At 70.5% G+C, this 17,441-nt stretch carries 18 protein-coding genes and 1 pseudogene; 13 read left to right on the top strand and 6 right to left on the bottom strand.

What is annotated here, in order from left to right; translation table 11 throughout:
* Nucleotides 1-3: 3 nt before the first annotated feature.
* The 3 genes from RUMESO_RS00780 to cobA are packed head-to-tail and all read right to left on the bottom strand — an operon-like array spanning nt 4 to nt 3,355.
* Nucleotides 4-1,236: an MFS transporter gene (locus RUMESO_RS00780; protein WP_037277254.1), complete on the bottom strand. Its 1,233-nt coding sequence runs from the start codon at nt 1,234-1,236 to the stop codon at nt 4-6.
* Nucleotides 1,233-2,534, bottom strand: a complete 1,302-nt coding sequence (locus tag RUMESO_RS00775; RefSeq protein WP_051520883.1) for a cobyrinic acid a,c-diamide synthase CobB — start codon at nt 2,532-2,534, stop codon at nt 1,233-1,235. Before RUMESO_RS00775 ends, RUMESO_RS00780 begins: the two co-directional genes overlap by 4 nt.
* Nucleotides 2,534-3,355 (bottom strand): uroporphyrinogen-III C-methyltransferase, encoded by an 822-nt coding sequence (cobA, locus tag RUMESO_RS00770; protein ID WP_037277253.1) that lies wholly within the window; start codon nt 3,353-3,355, stop codon nt 2,534-2,536. The genes RUMESO_RS00775 and cobA overlap by 1 nt, the downstream gene beginning before the upstream one ends.
* Nucleotides 3,356-3,523: 168 nt before the next feature.
* On the opposite strand from cobA, the pseudogene RUMESO_RS23705 reads away from it, so the two are divergent.
* From RUMESO_RS23705 to RUMESO_RS00745, 5 genes and pseudogenes are all read left to right on the top strand, one after another.
* Nucleotides 3,524-4,566, top strand: a pseudogene (locus RUMESO_RS23705) (cobalt-precorrin-5B (C(1))-methyltransferase).
* Nucleotides 4,563-5,303 carry a cobalt-precorrin-6A reductase gene (locus RUMESO_RS00760; protein ID WP_037277251.1) on the top strand — a complete coding sequence of 247 codons (741 nt, stop codon included), beginning with the start codon at nt 4,563-4,565 and terminating at the stop codon, nt 5,301-5,303. The pseudogene RUMESO_RS23705 and the gene RUMESO_RS00760 overlap by 4 nt, the downstream one beginning before the upstream one ends.
* 9 nt (nt 5,304-5,312) lie before the next feature.
* Nucleotides 5,313-5,936, top strand: a complete 624-nt coding sequence (locus tag RUMESO_RS00755) for a DNA-3-methyladenine glycosylase family protein (RefSeq protein WP_037277239.1) — start codon at nt 5,313-5,315, stop codon at nt 5,934-5,936.
* Between the two features lie 46 nt (nt 5,937-5,982).
* Nucleotides 5,983-6,660: an alpha/beta hydrolase gene (locus RUMESO_RS00750; RefSeq protein ID WP_037277237.1), complete on the top strand. Its 678-nt coding sequence runs from the start codon at nt 5,983-5,985 to the stop codon at nt 6,658-6,660.
* Nucleotides 6,661-6,799: 139 nt separating this feature from the next.
* A complete protein-coding gene (locus RUMESO_RS00745; RefSeq protein ID WP_037277456.1) occupies nt 6,800-7,387 on the top strand; it encodes an HNH endonuclease in 588 nt (195 codons plus the stop codon).
* A gap of 7 nt (nt 7,388-7,394) precedes the next feature.
* On the opposite strand, the gene RUMESO_RS00740 is transcribed toward RUMESO_RS00745, so the two are convergent.
* A complete protein-coding gene (locus tag RUMESO_RS00740) occupies nt 7,395-7,982 on the bottom strand; it encodes a YbjN domain-containing protein (RefSeq protein WP_051520882.1) in 588 nt (195 codons plus the stop codon).
* Nucleotides 7,983-8,117: 135 nt separating this feature from the next.
* Nucleotides 8,118-8,318 carry a hypothetical protein gene (locus RUMESO_RS00735; RefSeq protein ID WP_037277236.1) on the bottom strand — a complete coding sequence of 67 codons (201 nt, stop codon included), beginning with the start codon at nt 8,316-8,318 and terminating at the stop codon, nt 8,118-8,120.
* A gap of 146 nt (nt 8,319-8,464) precedes the next feature.
* On the opposite strand from RUMESO_RS00735, the gene RUMESO_RS00730 reads away from it, so the two are divergent.
* The 5 genes from RUMESO_RS00730 to pgi all read left to right on the top strand — a co-directional run bounded on the left by RUMESO_RS00730 (nt 8,465) and on the right by pgi (nt 13,485).
* The gene (locus RUMESO_RS00730) at nt 8,465-8,839 is read left to right on the top strand and encodes a VOC family protein (protein WP_037277233.1); all 375 of its coding nucleotides are present in this window, start codon (nt 8,465-8,467) and stop codon (nt 8,837-8,839) included.
* A gap of 56 nt (nt 8,840-8,895) precedes the next feature.
* Complete coding sequence (locus tag RUMESO_RS00725) at nt 8,896-9,621, top strand: MgtC/SapB family protein (protein ID WP_156362573.1); 726 nt, start codon at nt 8,896-8,898, stop codon at nt 9,619-9,621.
* Between the two features lie 80 nt (nt 9,622-9,701).
* Complete coding sequence (gene zwf / locus RUMESO_RS00720; protein ID WP_037277231.1) at nt 9,702-11,156, top strand: glucose-6-phosphate dehydrogenase; 1,455 nt, start codon at nt 9,702-9,704, stop codon at nt 11,154-11,156.
* Nucleotides 11,157-11,207: 51 nt separating this feature from the next.
* Nucleotides 11,208-11,879: a 6-phosphogluconolactonase gene (gene pgl / locus RUMESO_RS00715; protein ID WP_037277230.1), complete on the top strand. Its 672-nt coding sequence runs from the start codon at nt 11,208-11,210 to the stop codon at nt 11,877-11,879.
* 1 nt (nt 11,880) lies between these two features.
* Nucleotides 11,881-13,485 (top strand): glucose-6-phosphate isomerase, encoded by a 1,605-nt coding sequence (gene pgi / locus RUMESO_RS00710; RefSeq protein WP_037277229.1) that lies wholly within the window; start codon nt 11,881-11,883, stop codon nt 13,483-13,485.
* 973 nt (nt 13,486-14,458) lie between these two features.
* On the opposite strand, the gene RUMESO_RS00705 is transcribed toward pgi, so the two are convergent.
* Entirely contained in the window at nt 14,459-14,677 is a 219-nt protein-coding gene (locus RUMESO_RS00705; protein WP_037277228.1) for a DUF1858 domain-containing protein, read from the bottom strand.
* A gap of 143 nt (nt 14,678-14,820) precedes the next feature.
* Between RUMESO_RS00705 and RUMESO_RS00700 the strand changes: the two genes are divergently transcribed.
* The 3 genes from RUMESO_RS00700 to RUMESO_RS00690 are packed head-to-tail and all read left to right on the top strand — an operon-like array spanning nt 14,821 to nt 17,436.
* Nucleotides 14,821-15,273, top strand: a complete 453-nt coding sequence (locus tag RUMESO_RS00700) for a c-type cytochrome (protein WP_037277227.1) — start codon at nt 14,821-14,823, stop codon at nt 15,271-15,273.
* Nucleotides 15,274-15,289: 16 nt separating this feature from the next.
* The gene (locus tag RUMESO_RS00695) at nt 15,290-16,633 is read left to right on the top strand and encodes a cbb3-type cytochrome c oxidase subunit I (protein WP_037277225.1); all 1,344 of its coding nucleotides are present in this window, start codon (nt 15,290-15,292) and stop codon (nt 16,631-16,633) included.
* Between the two features lie 5 nt (nt 16,634-16,638).
* Complete coding sequence (locus RUMESO_RS00690; protein WP_037277223.1) at nt 16,639-17,436, top strand: CbbQ/NirQ/NorQ/GpvN family protein; 798 nt, start codon at nt 16,639-16,641, stop codon at nt 17,434-17,436.
* The last annotated feature ends 5 nt before the right edge of the window (nt 17,437-17,441 follow it).

Here is a 17,441-nt window from a genome sequence, read left to right as displayed (position 1 = left end):
GCCCTAACGCGCCATCCGGGGCCGCATCGCCAGCCAGATCAGCGCCCCGCCCGCGAGCACGAGGAACGGCGCCATGGCGAGGTTGACGAGCTGCCACCCCTCCGCCGCGCTCCCCACCGCGCAGTTCATCAGCCCGCCCGAAGCCAGCGACGCCACCGTCACGCAGCCCATGACGATCGAGTCGTTCATCCCCTGCACCCGCCCGCGCTCCTCTGGCGCATAGGCCGAGGTCAGCATCGCCGTCGCCCCGATGAACCCGAAGTTCCAGCCGAGCCCCAGCAGCATCAGCGTCCCGTAGAAGTGGGTGAGGTCCACGCCCGACAGCCCGAACGCCCCCGCGCCCGCCAGGATGAACAGCCCGATCATGACGATCCGCTGCGCCCCGAACCGGGCGATCAGGTTCCCGGTGAAGAACGACGGGATGAACATGGCGAGCACGTGCATCGACAGCCCGTCGGCGGCGTTCCCGGTGGTGTAGCCGCAGCCCACCATCGCCAGCGGCGCCGAGGTCATCACCAGGTTCATCAGCGCGTAGGATACCATTCCGCAGATCACCGCCACGCGGATCACCGGCCGCGACAGCAATTCCAGCCAGGACGGCCCCTTGGTCGCCTTCACGTCGCTCCGCGTCGGCGTGGGCAGCTCCAGCAGGAAGAACAGCGGCATCCCGATCAGCGTCACGATCATGGCCGCGAGATAGGTTCCCAGGAATGGCACCGCGAACATCTCGTTCGTGAACTTGACGAGCTGCGGCCCGGTCAGAGCCGACACCAGCCCCCCCGCCATAACCCAGGAGATCGCCTTGGGCTTGAAGGCGTCCGAGGCCGCATCCGTCGCCGCGAAGCGATAGAACCCCTGCGCCGCCATGTAGGTCCCCGTCAGGAAGCTCCCCGCGAGGAACAGCACGAAGCTCCCCAGCGACAGTCCCAACGCGGCGAGGCCCGAGCCCAACAGGCCGCCCGTCGCGCCCAGCAGGAAGCCCGGACGCCGCCCGTGCCTCTGCATGAACCCGGACAGCCAAGGCGCCGTGATCATCGCCCCGAACACGATCATGGAGATCGGCAGCGTGGCGAGGCAGTGGATCGGCGACAGCATGTTCCCCGCGAGCCCGCCCACGACGAAGACCATCGTCACCTGGCTCCCCAGCACCGCCTGCGCGGCGACGAGGACGAAGACGTTGCGGCGCGCGGCGCGGTCGTCGGGCAGATAGGCGGGGGAAGCGGGCGAGGCGGTCATGCCCGAAGCCCTACGCCCGGCACCGCATCCTGTCCATCCAGGCGGTCGATCAGGTGGGCGAAAGACCCCGCGACACGTCCGCGCCGCAGCCCCATGGGCGCGAGTTCCGTCCCCTCGGCGTCCCAAGCCTGGAACAGCGGCTCCCCTTCGGCCCGCAGCGTCGTCGCGTAATGGAACTCATGGGCGGCCCAAGGACCTGGGAACGGTCCTCCCGCCGCCTCGACGCGCCGGTAGCCCAGATGCAGCCGCCGATCCGCGAACGACGTCTCCAGCCCAAGCAGCCCCGCCATCCGATGCGCCCGCCCTTCGGCATCCACCAGCGCCTCGCCCAGCACCATGTATCCGCCGCATTCCCCATAGACGTCAGAGGATTGCGCGAAGATCCTCAGGGACGACATGAACCTCTCCGCCCCCGCGATCCGCCCGGCATGGAGCTCCGGGTAGCCACCCGGCAGGATCGAGAGGTCCGCGACCGGCACCGGCTCGTCCGCAAGCGGCGAGAAGAACAAGACCTCTGCGCCAGCCCCGCGCCAATCCGACAGCAGATGGGGGTAGGCAAAGGCAAAGGCCGCATCCCGAGCCACGGCGATCCTCTGCGCCGGCGGCGGCACCCTCGGCCCCTCCGCCCCGGGGAGCTCTCCCGCAGCCAGCGCCAGCAGCGCGGCGAGGTCCATATGCCGCTCCGCCAAATCGGCCGCCCGCTCCAGGAACGTCTCCAGGTCCGGCCGCTCCTCGGCCTGCACCAGCCCGAGGTGCCGCGACGGATGCGCCAGGGCCTCGGCACGGGGCAGGGCGCCCAGCACCGGCAGCCCCACTCCCTCGACCGCTCGCTCCAGCATCAGGCGATGCCGCTCCGACCCCACCCGGTTCAGCACCACGCCCACGACCCGCACCTCCGGGTCGTGCCGCGCGAAGCCCGCGACCAGCGGCCCTACCGACTGCGCCATGCGCGCGGCATCCACCACCAGCACGACCGGCAGCCCGAGCACCGTCGCCAGGTTCGCCGTCGACCCCCGCCCATCGGCCGCCCCGTCGAAGAGCCCCATCGCCCCCTCGACCACCAGCGTCCCAGGCCCCCCAGCCAGCGCGCGCAGCCGCGCCCGGCCCATCGCCCAGGCATCGAGGTTCACGCAAGGAGCCCCGCAGGCCGCCTCGTGGAAGCGCGGATCGATGTAATCCGGCCCCGACTTCGCCGCCCGCACCGCGAAGCCCCGCCGCGCCAGCGCCCGCAGCACCCCCAGCGTGACCGTCGTCTTGCCCGACCCCGAAGCGGGCGCCGCGAGGACGATCCCGCCCATCAGGCGCTCTCGATCCGCCCGCGCGTCCCCAGCGGATCGAGCCGACGAACCCCCTCGCGCCAGTCGAGCACCTGCCGCAGCAGCACGTTCCGCCCGATGCAGATGATCGCCGGAGGCTCCACCTTCGCCGCTTCCTCGGGCAGCGACCCCAGGATCGTCTCCACGACCGCCTGCCGGGGCGTCGTCGCGTCCGTCACGATGGCTACCGGCTCGGACGCCCCGCGCCCCGCCGCCATCAGCTCCCCCGCGATCTGCGCGGCGTGCTTGAGGCCCATGTAGATCACGATCACCTCGGACGCCCGAGCGATGGCCCGCCAGTCGAGCGACGACGGCGTCTGCCCCGTCTGGTCATGCCCCGTGACGAAGGTCACCGACTGGTTCACGTCCCGGTGCGTGACCGGGATGCCCGCATAGGCCAACCCCCCGATCCCTGCCGAAATCCCCGGCACGATACGGATCGGTACGCCATGCTCGACCAGGGTCTGCCCTTCCTCGCCGCCGCGCCCGAAGACGAAGGGATCGCCGCCCTTGAGCCGCAGCACCCGCTTGCCCTCGCGCGCCAGCTCCACGAGCCGCAGGGAGATGTCCCGCTGCGATGGCGAGGGCTTGCCGCCGCGCTTGCCCGCATACACCCGCTCGGCCCCCGGCGCCCAGTCGAGGATGCGCGGCTCCACCAGCGCGTCGTAGACCACCACGTCCGCCTGTCGCAGCGCGTGCAGCGCGTGCAGCGTCAGCAGCCCCGGATCGCCGGGGCCCGCGCCCACGAGCCACACCCATCCGGGCAGGAACTCGGGCCAGTCGAAGGAGGGCAGGTCGGTCATGCCGCCCTCATAGGGCCAAGCTCCGCCCGCGAAAAGCCATCCCGCGACGCCTCGGCCACCTCGGGCGACCCGCTGCATCGACCGCGCCCAGCGCAGGGGCGGTCCGCCCGGCCTGCAAGCACCCGCCGGCCCTTGCAGGTCCCGGCCCTCGGCCCCATCATCCCGGACGTGACCCAGGAAGCTCCCCTCCGCCGCGGCTGGACCACCGGCGCCTGCGCGACGGCGGCGACCAAGGCCGCGCTCCTGCGCCTCTGGGGCGGAGAATGGCCCGAGGCCGTCACCATCACCCTCCCACGCGGCGAGACGCCCACCTTCGCCGTCGCCCATCGCGCCGAGGGCGAGGGCTGGGCCGAGGCCGGCATCGTCAAGGACGCGGGCGACGACCCCGACGTGACCCACGGCGCCCTGATCTGCGCCCGGGTCTCTCCCTCCAGGGGCGGCGTCATCTTCAGGGCGGGGCAGGGGGTCGGCACCGTGACCTGTCCCGGCCTCCCGATCCCGCCGGGCGAGCCCGCCATCAACCCCGTCCCCCGAGCCATGATGGACGAGGTGGTGGCAAGCCTCGCCTCCGACCTCGGCCATGAGCCGAACATCGAGATCACCATCTCCATCCCCGACGGCGAGGCCCTCGCGCAGAAGACCTGGAACCCCCGCCTCGGCATCGAGGGCGGCCTCTCCATCCTCGGCACGACCGGCATCGTACGCCCCTTCTCCTGCGCCGCCTGGATCGCCTCGATCCACCGGGGCATCGACGTGGCCCGCGCGACCGGCCTTACCCACGTCGCCGGCTGCACCGGCGCGACCTCCGAGGCGACCGTCCGCGCCCTCCACGGCCTTCCCGAGCACGCGATGATCGACATGGGCGACTTCGCGGGCGGGATGCTGAAATACCTGCGCCGCCATCCTGTCCCCCGCGTGACCCTCGGCGGCGGCTTCGCCAAGATCGCCAAGTTCGCCCAAGGGGCCGTGGACCTACACTCCGGCCGCAGCCAACTCGACATGGCCCGGCTCGCCACCCTCGCCGAAGACCCCGCGTCGCCGAGGCGCCCACCGGCCTCGCCGCCCTCGACCTCTGCGGGCCGACCCTCGCGCAGCGCGTGGCCGACGAAGCCCGCGCCCGCCTCGACGCGATGCTCGATCGCACCGGCTCCCTCTCCGACGTCGTCATTACCGACCGCGCCGGCACCATCCTCGCCCGGTCCGGTCCGTGATCCTCCTGCTCGCCGGGACCGCCGAGGCTCGCCACCTTGCGCAACGCCTCACCGACAACCGAATCCCCGCAATCGCGAGCCTCGCCGGAGCCACCAGGGAGCCCGCGCCCCTCCCACTTCCCACCCGCATCGGCGGCTTCGGCGGCACGGAGGGCTTCACCTCCTATCTCGACACGAACCCCATCACCGCCGTCATCGACGCAACCCACCCCTTCGCCGCCCGCATCACCGCGCGCACCCACGCGATCTGCACCGAACGCGGCCTCCCGCACCTCCGCCTCGAACGCCCCGCCTGGACGCCCGGCCCGGGCGACCGCTGGATCCATGTCGCCGACGAGGCCGAGGCCACACGCCTCATCCCCGAGAATGCCACCGTCTTCCTCGCCACCGGCCGCCAGAGCCTCCCCGCCTGGGCCGACCTTCGCGCGCAGGCGACCTACCTCCGCGTCATCGACCCGCCGACCGAGACCTTCCCGCTCCCCGGCGCCTATGTCGTCGCCCGCCCCCCCTTCGACCGCGTCGCCGAGGCCGACCTCTTCCACCGCCTTGCCGTCACCCACCTCGTCGTCAAGGACGCGGGCGGCGCCGACTCCCGCCCCAAGCTCGACGCGGCCCGCGACCTGGGGATCGAGGTCCTCATCCTGCGCCGCCCCGAGCCCCCCGAGGGCCTTCCGACCTTGCGCACCGTGGACGAGGCTCTCGCCTGGGCTGTTGCCCTTTCGTTCTCCTCGGCCTAGCTTGGCCGCATGAGGATCATCCAGACCAACGATTGCATCGAGGAGGGCGCCCACTGGCTCGGCGCGCGCGAGCCGCGCTTCGCCATGGCCTACGAGATGTCGCGGCCCCTGAAGCTCCGCCGCTACCCCGACGGCTTCGACCGCCTGTTCTCCTCCATCGTCAGCCAGCAGGTCTCCACCGCCGCCGCCGAGTCGATCTGGAACCGGCTCGTCGCGAACGGTCTGACGACGCCCGAGGCCGTCCTCGCGGCTGACGAGGACACCCTCCGCGCGCAAGGCCTCTCCCGCCAGAAGGTCCGCTACACCAAGGCCCTCGCCGCCGAGGGGATCGACTACGACGCCCTCCGGACCCTGCCCACCGAGGAGGTGATCCAGAAGCTCATCCACGTCCCCGGCATCGGCCGCTGGACCGCCGAGATGTATGCCATGTTCGCCCTCGGTCACGCCGACGTTTTCGCCCCCGCCGACCTCGCCTTGCAGGAAGGGGTGCGGCTGCTCTGGGATCTCCCCGACCGTCCCAAGGAGCGCGCGCTCAAGGAGATGGCCGAGGCCTGGTCCCCCTGGCGCGCCGTCGCCGCCCGCATCCTCTGGGGCTACTACCACGTCGTGAAGAGCCGCGAGGGGGTGCGCTGAGCCCGCGCCCACGCTATCTCGCGGCCCAGCCACGAAGGAATCCCAGATGCCCAAGGACACCCGCGCGCTGCGCGCCGAACGCGTGGAGCCCGCCTCCGGCGAGACCCGCTCCGCCGTGATCTTCCTCCACGGCTACGGCGCCAACGGCCGCGACCTGATCGGCCTCGCCGAACCGCTGGCCGAATACATGCCCGACACGCTCTTCCTCTCCCCCGACGCGCCGGAGGAGTGCATCGGCGCGCCCATGGGCCTGCAATGGTTCCCGATCCCCTGGATCGACGGCTCCTCCGAGGAAAGCGCCCTCAACGGGATGCTCCGCGCGGTGGACGACCTCCAGACCTTCCTGGATGGCGTCATGGTGGACGAGGACCTGCTGCCCGAGCAGGTCGTCCTCTTCGGCTTCTCGCAAGGGAGCATGATGGCCCTCCACGCCGCGCCCCGGCGCGAGGACCCGGTCGCCGCCGTGGTCGCCTTCTCGGGCCGCCTGCTGGAGCCCGAGCTCCTCGCCGACGAGGCGCTCTGCCGCCCGCCCGTCCTCCTCGTCCACGGCGACAAGGACGACGTCATCCCCATCCAGGCCCTCCCCGAGGCCGCCCGCGCCCTCGAGGCCGCCGGCTGGACCGAGGTCTACGCGCACGTCATGAAGGGCACGCCCCACGGCATCGCCCCCGACGGCCTTGGCGTCGCGCTCGCCTTCATGCGCGACAGGCTCGGCCTGTCCTGAGTTCCTGTCACGTGCCTGTCATCCCTTGGGGATAAGGCTCCCGCCACAACTAGCAGCGCTTGCCGCGTGTCGGACCCGATATATAGTGGGACTCGACGGCCATGCGCGGACGGGGAGTCGCTAGAGCATGACGGCACTGATGGCTGAGGACGAATTCAGGACCAGCTTCGTGAGGGACCCCGCGTCGCTCCGTCATCACCCCGCACTCGTCCTGAACGCCGACTACCGCCCGCTCTCCTACTACCCGCTGTCGCTCTGGCCCTGGCAGGAGGCGGTCAAGGCCGCCTACATGGATCGCGTCGTGATCGTGGCGACCTACGACGATTGCGTCCACTCGCCCTCGACGACGATCCGCATCCCCTCGGTCGTGGTGCTCAAGGATTACGTCAAGCCGCAGAAGCAGGTGGCCTTCACCCGCTTCAACCTGTTCCTGCGGGACGAGTTCTGCTGCCAGTACTGCGGCGCGCGGGGCGACCTGACCTTCGACCACGTCGTCCCCCGCTCCAAGGGCGGCCGCACGAGCTGGGAGAACGTCGTCGCCGCCTGCTCGAGCTGCAACCTCCGCAAGGGGTCGCGCTCGCTCAAGCAGGCGGGCCTTTCGCTGCGCCGTCCTCCGCGCCAGCCGGGCTCGGAGGACCTGCGCAACATCGGGCGGAAGTTCCCGCCCAACTACCTTCACGACTCCTGGCTCGACTACCTCTACTGGGACGCCGAGCTCGAGTCGTGATCGCCTCTCACTGGAAGCCGATCTCCGTCTTGAAGTTGCCGACGGCCACCTTCCACCAGTCCACGGCGTCCGCGAAGTTCTCCTGCGTCATGCCGCCGGTGGTGGTGACGAAGTAGTTGAGGAACGGGTCCTGCTCGTTGTCCAGATAGGCCTGGCCCACGAGGTTGTTCTGGTTCCAGGTGTTCATCGCGTCCAGCGTGGACCCGTTGGGCAGGTCGAAGCCCGCGCTGAAGATCAGCCACTGGCAGTCGGCGTGATCCTGGCAGCCGTAGAAGTAGACGTTGAACTGGGTCCCCTCGACCTCGCCCGTGATGGTCGGGTCGCCGGCGCCGTCGGTGCCCAGAGTCGCGGTGTAGCCCAGCGCCTGGATGGCCGAGACGACGCCCTGCGGGTCCGAGGCGACCACGAGGCCACCGGCGGCGGGCGCGGCTGGCGCGGCCTGCGTGGCGGCATCGGCTCCGGCGTCGGGAGTGGTGATCTGGGCGCCCGCGGCGGGCTTGCCGCCCGTTCCGGCCTGCCCGGCGGGGGCCTTCTGGGCCTCGGCGGCGGTCGCGGCCAGCAACAGGCCTAGGGTGGCGATCTTGAATGCGTTCATGGCAAAGACCTTTCAGGAACGAGGCCGATCGGATTCGGCCGGGCGCGACGTCACCACGAAAGGTCCCCGGCGGCAAGGGCCGCGCGGGGACATGGTTCCCGACTTGACAACGCAGCGGAGCGCCGGTCGCGCCGCCTACTTGTTCGTCCGCCCGCGCTGGTTCGGGTCGACCCCGCCCTGGGGCGAGGTGTCGTTCATCACGTCGCCCTCGAAGGTGTTCTCCCCGTCGAGGTCGTCCCCGTCGGAGGCCGTCCCGGGCGACGTGCCGATCCCCGGATTGCCCTTGATGTCCGCGTCGCTGGGCGTGTGGGTCTTGGGATGCTTGCTCGTGCTCATCTCGGGTCCCTTTCCTTGAGCTGTCCGAGGGGCAACGCCCGGGTGGCGCGAGGGGTTCGGCCAGGACGCCGGATCGGGCGGGTCCTCGCCCAGGCGACCGGCTCGCGCTACTCTGCGGCAACCGACCGTTTCGCAGGATCGAGCCCATGGCCCGCCTCAAGGAGATCGTGATCGACAGCGACATCCCCTCGCGCCTCGCGAGGTTCTGGGCCGAGGCGCTCGACGGCTACGAGGTGCTCCCCTACGACGAGGCCGAGCTCGCCCGGCTCGCGGCCCGCGGCCTCACGCCCGAGACCGACCCCGTCGTGATGGTCGAGGGCCCCGGGACGCGGCTCTGCTTCCACCTCCGCCCGGGCGACCGTCCGGCGCGGAACCGCCTGCACCTCGACATCGCCGCGCCCGACCCCGGGGCCGAGGTCGCCCGCCTCCTCGCCCTCGGCGCGACGATCCTTCGGCAGGGCGAGGGCTACATCGTCCTCGCCGACCCCGAGGGAAACAACTTCTGCGTCGTCGCCGGGTGACGACTCGCCGCGACCTCGATTGACAGGCCGGCGACCGGGCGGGACAACCCCGGCCCATGGACTCCTTCCTGCCGTTCCCCTTCCTGTCCGTCCCGCTCCAGCACGCGGCCCTCAACCTCTTCGTGGCGCTGACCTGCGGCGCCGTGATCGGGTCCGAGAGGCAGATCCGCCAGCGCATGGCCGGCCTTCGCACCAACGCCCTCGTGGCGCTCGGCGCCGCCTCCTTCGTGATCTTCTCCGGCCTTTTCCCCGACGAGGTGAGCCCCACCCGAGTCTCCGCCCAGATCGTCTCGGGCATCGGCTTCCTGGGGGCGGGGATCATCTTCCGCGACGGCTTCACCGTCTATGGCATCAACACCGCGGCGACGCTCTGGTGCTCGGCCGGGGTGGGCATGATGGCCGGGGCAGGGGCCTGGCCCCACGCCGCCCTGCTCACCGGCTTCGTGGTCTTCATCAACCTGGGCCTCCGCCCGCTGGTGAAGTGGATCAAGCGCCACACCCTCGCAGGGCGGCCCGCCCTACGGCACTTCCAGGTCACCATCGCCTGCGATCCGACGCGCGAGGCCGAGGCCCGGGCCTTCCTCCTGCGCACCTTCGCCCTGGGCGGCCTCCACCTGACCGAGATCGCCGCCCGCCCCTCCGCCGAGGGCGGCACGCTTGACATCACGGCGGCCGTGACCGGAGAAGGGGCGACGCCGGTCGCCATCGACCAGACCCTCGCGCGCCTCGCGGCCGAGCCGGGCCTCGCCCGCGTCTCGTGGGAGTCTCTGGAGGATGGCTGAGGCAGCCGCTGGACGCGGCGCGCCATTGGAGTTAGAGGGGCGCCGTTAGCGCTAACGGTCCCCGCAGAGGAGTCTCGACGATGGTCTCGCGCGTCATCCCGGTCGAGCCCTTCGACCTCGTCATCTTCGGCGGCACCGGCGACCTCGCCCGCCGCAAGATCCTCCCCGGCCTCTTCCGCCGCTTCCGCGCGGGCCAGATGACTCCCGATTCGCGCATCATCGGCGCCGCCCGCGCGCCCCTCGACGCGGACGCCTACCGCGAGATGATCCGCCAGGGGATCGAGGAGTTCGGCGGCCCCGAATCCAAGGACTCCGAGAGCCTTGCCGCCTTCCTCGACCGGCTCGACTACGTCTCCGTCGACGCCACGGTGGAGGAGGGCTGGCCCCGGCTCGCCGCGCTGATGCGCGACGGCGTCGTGCGCGCCTTCTACTTCTCCGTCGCCCCCAGCCTCTTCGGCCCCCTGGCCGAGAAGCTCCACGAGCACGCCATCGCCGACGTCGACTCCCGCATCGTGGTGGAGAAGCCCTTCGGCCGCGACCTCGAATCCGCCCGCGCGCTCAACCGCACGCTCGCCGAATACTTCCGCGAGGAGCAGATCTACCGGATCGACCACTACCTCGGGAAGGAGACGGTCCAGAACCTCATGGCCGTCCGCTTCGGCAACCTCCTCTTCGAACCACTCTGGAACAACCACTACGTCGACCACATCCAGATCACCGTGGCCGAGACGGTCGGCGTCGAGGGTCGGGGCGGCTACTACGACAAGTCCGGCGCGATGCGGGACATGGTCCAGAACCACCTGATGCAGCTCCTCTGCCTGATCGCCATGGAGCCGCCCTCCCGCTTCGAGGCCGGCGCCGTCCGCGACGAGAAGCTCAAGGTCATCCGCGCCCTCCAGCCCGTTCCCGTCCACCACATCGTGCGCGGCCAGTACGACGCGGGCGACGGCCACCCTTCCTACCGCGAGGAGGCGGGCAACCCCCGCAGCTTCACCGAGAGCTTCATCGCCATCCGTGCCGAGATCGCCAACTGGCGCTGGGCCGGCGTGCCCTTCTACCTCCGCACCGGCAAGAAGCTGAAGGCCCGGCACAGCGAGATCGCGGTCGTCTTCAAGGACCTGCCCCACACGATCTTCGAGGGGGATCATGCCCGCCACCGCAACATCCTCTCGATCCGCCTCCAGCCCAACGAGGGTATCGACCTCACCGTCACCATCAAGGAGCCCGGCCCCGGCGGGATGCGCCTCATCGACGTGCCGCTCGACATGACGTTCAGCGAGGCGCTGGGCCAGGAGGGGCAGGACGTCCCCGACGCCTACGAGCGGCTCATCATGGACGTGATCCGGGGCAACCAGACGCTCTTCATGCGCGGCGACGAGGTCGAGGCCGCCTGGGCCTGGACCGATCCCCTCATCGCCGGCTGGGAGGCGCGCAACGACGTGCCCAAGCTCTACGACCCCGGCAGCACCGGCCCCGACGACGCGCTGATGCTCCTCCACCGCGAGGGACGGCGCTGGCGCGAGATCAAGGCCTAGGCGGCCCCCGTCCGGCGCCCTATGGTCCGACGCGTTGCTTCGGGGAACCTCATGGAACTCATCACCTACGCCGACTCCGAGCTCATGATGATCGAGGTCGCCTCGCGCCTCGCGGGCGAGCTGCGCCAGGCGCTCCAGTCCTCCGAGACGGCCTCGCTCGCGGTCCCGGGCGGCACCACGCCCGGCCCCATCTTCGACTCGCTCTGCGGCGCCGACCTCGACTGGGACCGTGTGGCCGTGCTCCTGACGGACGAGCGCTGGGTCCCCGAGGACTCCCCCCGCTCCAACACCCGCCTGCTGCGCCAACGCCTCCTCACCGGCAAGGCCGCCGTCGCCCGCTACCTTCCCCTCTACGCGCCCGCCGACACGCCCGAGGAGGGCATCCCCCAACTCGCCGAGGCCATCTCCGGGGTCCTGCCGCTCACCGCCTGCCTCCTCGGCATGGGCGCCGACATGCACACCGCCTCGATCTTCCCCGGCGCCGACCGGCTCTCCGAGGCGCTGGCGGGCGACGCCATCCTCGTCCCCATGCGCGCCCCCGGCGCGCCCGAGCCGCGCGTGACCCTTTCCGCGCCGGTCCTCGCCGGCGCCATCTCGCGCCATATCGTCATCACTGGCCCGGAGAAGCGCGAGGCGCTCGAACGGGCCCGCACCCTGCCGCCCGAGGAGGCCCCCGTCGCCGCCGTCCTCAAGGGCGCCACCATCCACTGGGCGGAGAGCTGAAATGTGGGACCCCCTGCGCGCGCACCATGAGTCGGTCAAGGACCGTTCCATCCTCTCCCTCTTCGACGACCCCTCGCGCGCCGAGCAGTTCTCCCTCCGCCTGGGCGACCTCCTCTTCGACTACTCCAAGACCAACCTCGACGCCGAGGGCCTGCGCCTCCTGATCGGCCTCCTCGACGCCGTGAAGGTGGCCGAGAAGCGCGACGCCATGTTCGCGGGCGCGAAGATCAACGAGACCGAGGATCGCGCCGTCCTCCACACCGCGCTCCGCAACCTCGACGGCGGCCCCGTCCTCGTGGACGGCGAGGACGTGATGCCCGGCGTGCTCGACACCCTGAACCGCATGGAGACCTTCGCCGAAGCGATCCGCGAGGGGCGCGAGAAAGGGCAGGGTGGCCGCTACGCCGACGTCGTCAACATCGGCATCGGCGGCTCCGACCTCGGCCCCAAGATGGGCGCCATCGCGCTCCGTCCCTACGCCGACGGCCCGCGCACCCACTTCGTGTCCAACGTCGACCCCGCCGACGTCCACGACGTCCTCTCCGCCTGCGACCCGGCCACGACCCTGGTGATCGTCGCGTCCAAGACCTTCACGACCCAGGAGACGATGGCCAACGCCGCCACCGCCAAGGCCTGGATGAGCGAGAAGGTCCAGAACCCCGCGAGCCAGTTCGCCGCCCTCTCGACGGCCCAGGACAAGACCAGCGCCTTCGGCATCGACCCCGCCCGCGTCTTCGGCTTCGAGGACTGGGTCGGCGGGCGCTACTCCATGTGGGGCCCCATCGGCCTCTCGCTCATGCTCGCCATCGGCCCTCAGGCCTTCCGCGCCTTCCTGCGGGGCGGGCAGGACATGGACTGCCACTTCCAGGCAGCCGAGTGGCACGAGAACATGCCCGCGCTCCTCGCCCTCGTGGGCCTCTGGCACAACCAGGTCTGCGGCTACGCGACCCGCGCCGTCCTTCCCTACGACAACCGCCTGATGCGCCTCCCCGCCTATCTCCAGCAACTGGAGATGGAGTCGAACGGCAAGCGCGTCTCCATGGACGGGCAGGCCCTCACGGTCCATTCCGGCCCCGTCGTCTGGGGCGAGCCCGGCACCAATGGCCAGCACGCCTTCTACCAGCTCATCCATCAGGGCACCCGCGTCATCCCCTGCGAGTTCCTCGTCGCCGCGCGGGGCCACGAGGAGGGCCTCCACCACCAGCACCAGCTCCTGATCGCCAACTGCCTCGCGCAGTCCGAGGCGCTGATGCGCGGCCGCTCCCTGGACGAGGCGCGCGGGATCATGTCCAAGCGCGGCCTCACCGGCGAGGAACTCGAACGCCAGTCCAGCCACCGCGTCTTCCCGGGCAACCGCCCGTCCACGACGCTCGCCTATCCGCTCCTCGACCCCTACACCCTCGGCCAGATCGTCGCTCTCTACGAGCACCGCGTCTTCGTCGAGGGCGCAGTCCTCGGCATCAACAGCTTCGACCAATGGGGCGTCGAGCTCGGCAAGGAGCTGGCGAACACCCTCGCCCCCATGGTCGAGGGCACTCAGGCGACCTCCGGCAAGGACGCCTCCACGGCGGGCCTCGTGGAGTTCCTCCGCACCAACGGAGCCTGAAGCCCGCCCTGGCGGGCGCAACCCAAGCGTCGCGACCCTGCGCGTGGATTCCACCCACCCGACGGGCCGGAGCCCTCGACGGCGCAAGCCGTCCCCGTCCCTCTTAGGGCGGGGGTCCACCCCACCATTCCCGGCCAGCTCCGGTCGCCGCCAAGTGGGCTTCAGCCCACCATCCCCGGCCCGCTCGGGGCGGTGATTCGTCCCGTGCCGCTGGCGGGCTGAATCCCGCCCCACGGGGCGACGCAACACCCTCGCCCGAGACGTTCCCGAGCCGGATCAACACCTTGTCTCGGGGGTGTTGCGTCCCCCCACCCCCCACCGAACGCCCGGGTAACGGATCGTTAACCTCTGGCGCGCATCCTTCCTCTCACATCGGAGCGCCGTTCCGCGACGCCTCCCCCCGGCCCGTCCACGACCTCAGAGCAGGAGGACGCTTGCGCCGGCAGGAGGCCTCAACGGACAGCGCTCCCCCGGACGGGGCCTTGGACGGCCGGTCCTGCTCCGGGCTCATCACGACCGTCCATGCCCGGGACCGGTTCCCCCGGGCGAGAGCTCTTTGAGGGGCGGGATGAGAGTGACACCTCCGGAGGGAGTCCGGCACGCTCATCCGGCAAGGCATCGCGCCCCACTGGGAGAGGACCAGGCGAGTCCTCGCAAAGACCCAGCCGCCGCGCGTCGAACACGCGCTCCCACCCGTGCCGGCTTGGCCGCCGGACGAGGTGGCCTCCGGGCGCGAGCCGCGGCGTGGCTTTCCACGCGCCAAGGCTGACGGCCCGGACCAGCCGGCGCGGACCCTCGGGCGGGGGTCCGCGTCCCCGGCCCATCGCTCTCCTGACCAGCAAGCCCGGCGGACGACGCCCGCCCCTTCGCCGGACCACCGGTTCCGGCGTCGTGCGCGCGGCCTGGCCGCCGCGCGCACGCCGTAACGACTTCAACTCGTCACCAACAGCCTCCGGCCACCCGGCCGGAGATCTCACCGGGCCGGGACCGCCGCCGCCTCGCGCAGCCTCGTCCGGAACTGGTCCTCGTCCAGGTTGTACTCCAGGCAGGCGTCGATCACCGTGTGGAACGGTGCGATGGGGCAGCCGAAGCACAGCATCCCCTGGTTCAGGAACACCGCCCCCGCCGCCGGCCACCTCTCGAAGAGATGCGACAGCGGCAGGTCCGGGTCGTCGATGTTCGTCTTGGGCATGGCCGTTCCTCCGTCGCCCGAACCGAGATCCGGGTCCGCAGAGGATCGCCGCGCGGAAGTTCCCGTTCTTTGCGGTTGCGCAACTCCCTGCGCGACGCCCCGGTCTAGGACGGCCCCGTCTTCAACCTTCACCCGAGGAGCCCATGTCGGAAGTCCTGACAAAGGCCAGGGCGCGGAACGTGTTCTACGGAGGCTCGCTGTTCTTCGCGGCCGTCTTCGTGGCCATGGTCGCCCAGAGCCACCACTTCATCGTCTCCAGTTCCACCGCCTCCCAGCCGCTCACCGACCAGGTCATCCTGGGCAAGCAGGTCTGGGAGGAGAACTCCTGCATCAACTGCCACACGCTGCACGGCGAAGGCGCCTACTTCGCCCCCGAGCTCGGCAACGTGATGACCCGCTGGGGCGTCGCCGACGACCCCGAGGGCGCCTACCAGATCCTTGACGGCTGGATCCAGGCTCAGCCCTCCGGCATCGCCGGCCGCCGCCAGATGCCGCACTTCACCCTCACCGAGGAGCAGACCCGCGGGCTCGCGGAGTTCCTTCGTTGGGCCGACCACACCGACCTCCAGAGCTGGCCGCCCACGGACGCCGGCTGAGAAGGACACCACCGCCATGAAGTATCAATCGCAAAGGGTCGCCCTCGGCTACTTCGCCGTCGCGCTGTCCCTCTTCGCCGTCCAGGTCCTCGCCGGGCTCCTCGCGGGCTGGATCTACATCTCGCCCAACACGCTTAGCGTGATCCTGCCCTTCAACATCGTCCGCATGATCCACACCAACGCCCTGGTGGTCTGGATCCTGATGGGCTTCTTCGGCGCCGCCTACTACCTCGTCCCCGAGGAGGCCGAGCACGAGCTCTACTCCGAGAAGCTCGCCTGGGCGCAGCTCATCATCCTGACCGTGGGCGCCCTCGGCGCCGTGGTCAGCTACCTCGTCGGCATCCACGGCGGGCGCGAGTTCCTCGAGCAGCCGCTCTGGGTCAAGGTCGGCATCCTCGTGGGCGCGCTGATCTTCCTGTTCAACATCACGATGACCTCGCTTGCGGGCCGCAAGACGGCGATCACCAACATCCTGCTGCTGGGCCTGTGGCTCCTGTCGCTGCTCTGGGTCTTCGCCTTCATCAACCCGGACAACCTGTCGCTCGACAAGATGTACTGGTGGTTCGTCGTCCACCTCTGGGTCGAGGCGACCTGGGAGCTGGTCATGGCCGCGATCCTGGGCTTCCTGATGCTCAAGCTCACCGGCGTCGACCGCGAGGTGATCGAGAAGTGGCTCTACGTCATCATCTCGACGGCGCTCTTCTCGGGCATCCTGGGCACCGGGCACCACTACTTCTGGATCGGCGCGCCGGGCTACTGGCAGTGGGTCGGCTCCATCTTCTCGACCTTCGAGGTCGTCCCCTTCTTCGGGATGATGAGCTTCGCCTTCGTCATGGTCTGGAAGGGCCGCAAGAACCACCCGAACAAGGCCGCGCTCCTCTGGTCGCTCGGCTCCTCCACGGTGGCCTTCTTCGGCGCCGGCGTCTGGGGCTTCCTGCACACGCTGCACGGGGTGAACTACTACACCCACGGCACGCAGATCACCGCCGCCCACGGGCACCTGGCCTTCTACGGCGCCTATGTCTGCATCAACCTCGCCGTGATGACCTACGCCCTGCCGCTGCTGCGCAACCGCGAGCCCTACAACCAGGCGCTCAACATCGCATCCTTCTGGCTGATGACGTCCGGCGTGGCCTTCATGACCTTCGTGCTGACCTTCGCGGGCACGGTCCAGACGCATCTCCAGCGCGTGATGGGCATGTACTACATGGACGTGCAGGACCAGCTCTGGCTCTTCTACGCGATGCGCTTCGGCGCGGGCTTCGCGGTGGTCCTGGGCGCCATCCTCTTCATCTACTCCAGCGCCGTCATCCGGCGTGACCGTCCCGCGGCCCAAGCGGCCCTCCAACCCGGGGAGTGACACCCATGAACGCCTTCGTCCAAGTCCGCGAGGTTCCCTTCTACCAGCCGACGGCCGACGAATGCGCGGTCTTCGAGGCGGCTCAGGCCAAGGGCCTGCCCCTTCTCCTGAAGGGGCCGACCGGCTGCGGCAAGACCCGCTTCGTCGAGCACATGGCCGCGCGTCTGAACCTGCCTCTCTACACGGTCGCCTGCCATGACGACCTCTCGGCGGCCGACCTGATCGGCCGCTACCTCCTCAAGGGCGGCGAGACCGTCTGGGTGGACGGTCCTCTCACGAGGGCCGTCCGCGAGGGGGGCATCTGCTACCTCGACGAGGTGGTCGAGGCCCGCAAGGACGTGACGGTGGTGCTTCACCCGCTCACCGACGACCGCCGCCGCCTCTTCATCGACCGCACCGGGGAGGACCTCGCGGCTCCTGCGTCCTTCATGCTGGTGGCAAGCTACAACCCCGGCTACCAGAACATCCTCAAGAAGCTGAAGCCCTCCACGCGGCAGCGCTTCCTCTCCCTCGGCTTCGACTTTCCCGAGCCCGAGATCGAGACCCGCGTCCTCAAGCACGAGACCGGCCTCGATGATCGCCGCGCCGGCGCGCTGGTCCGCCTCGCCGGCCACATCCGCAAGCTCTCGGGCATGGACCTCGAGGAGGGCGTCTCGACCCGCCTCCTGGTCTACGCGGGCAGCCTGATCGCCGCCGGCATGGCGGTGGAGCGCGCGCTGGAGGCCGCCGTGATCGAGCCGCTCAGCGACGACGCCGACACGCAGCAGGCCCTGCGGGACCTCGCCGCCACGGTCTTCGGGTAACGATC

The organism is Rubellimicrobium mesophilum DSM 19309, from assembly GCF_000600335.2.
Classification (GTDB): Bacteria; Pseudomonadota; Alphaproteobacteria; order Rhodobacterales; family Rhodobacteraceae; genus Rubellimicrobium; species Rubellimicrobium mesophilum.
Note: the sequence above shows the minus strand (reverse complement) of the source record. Positions and strands in the feature narration are given on the sequence as shown.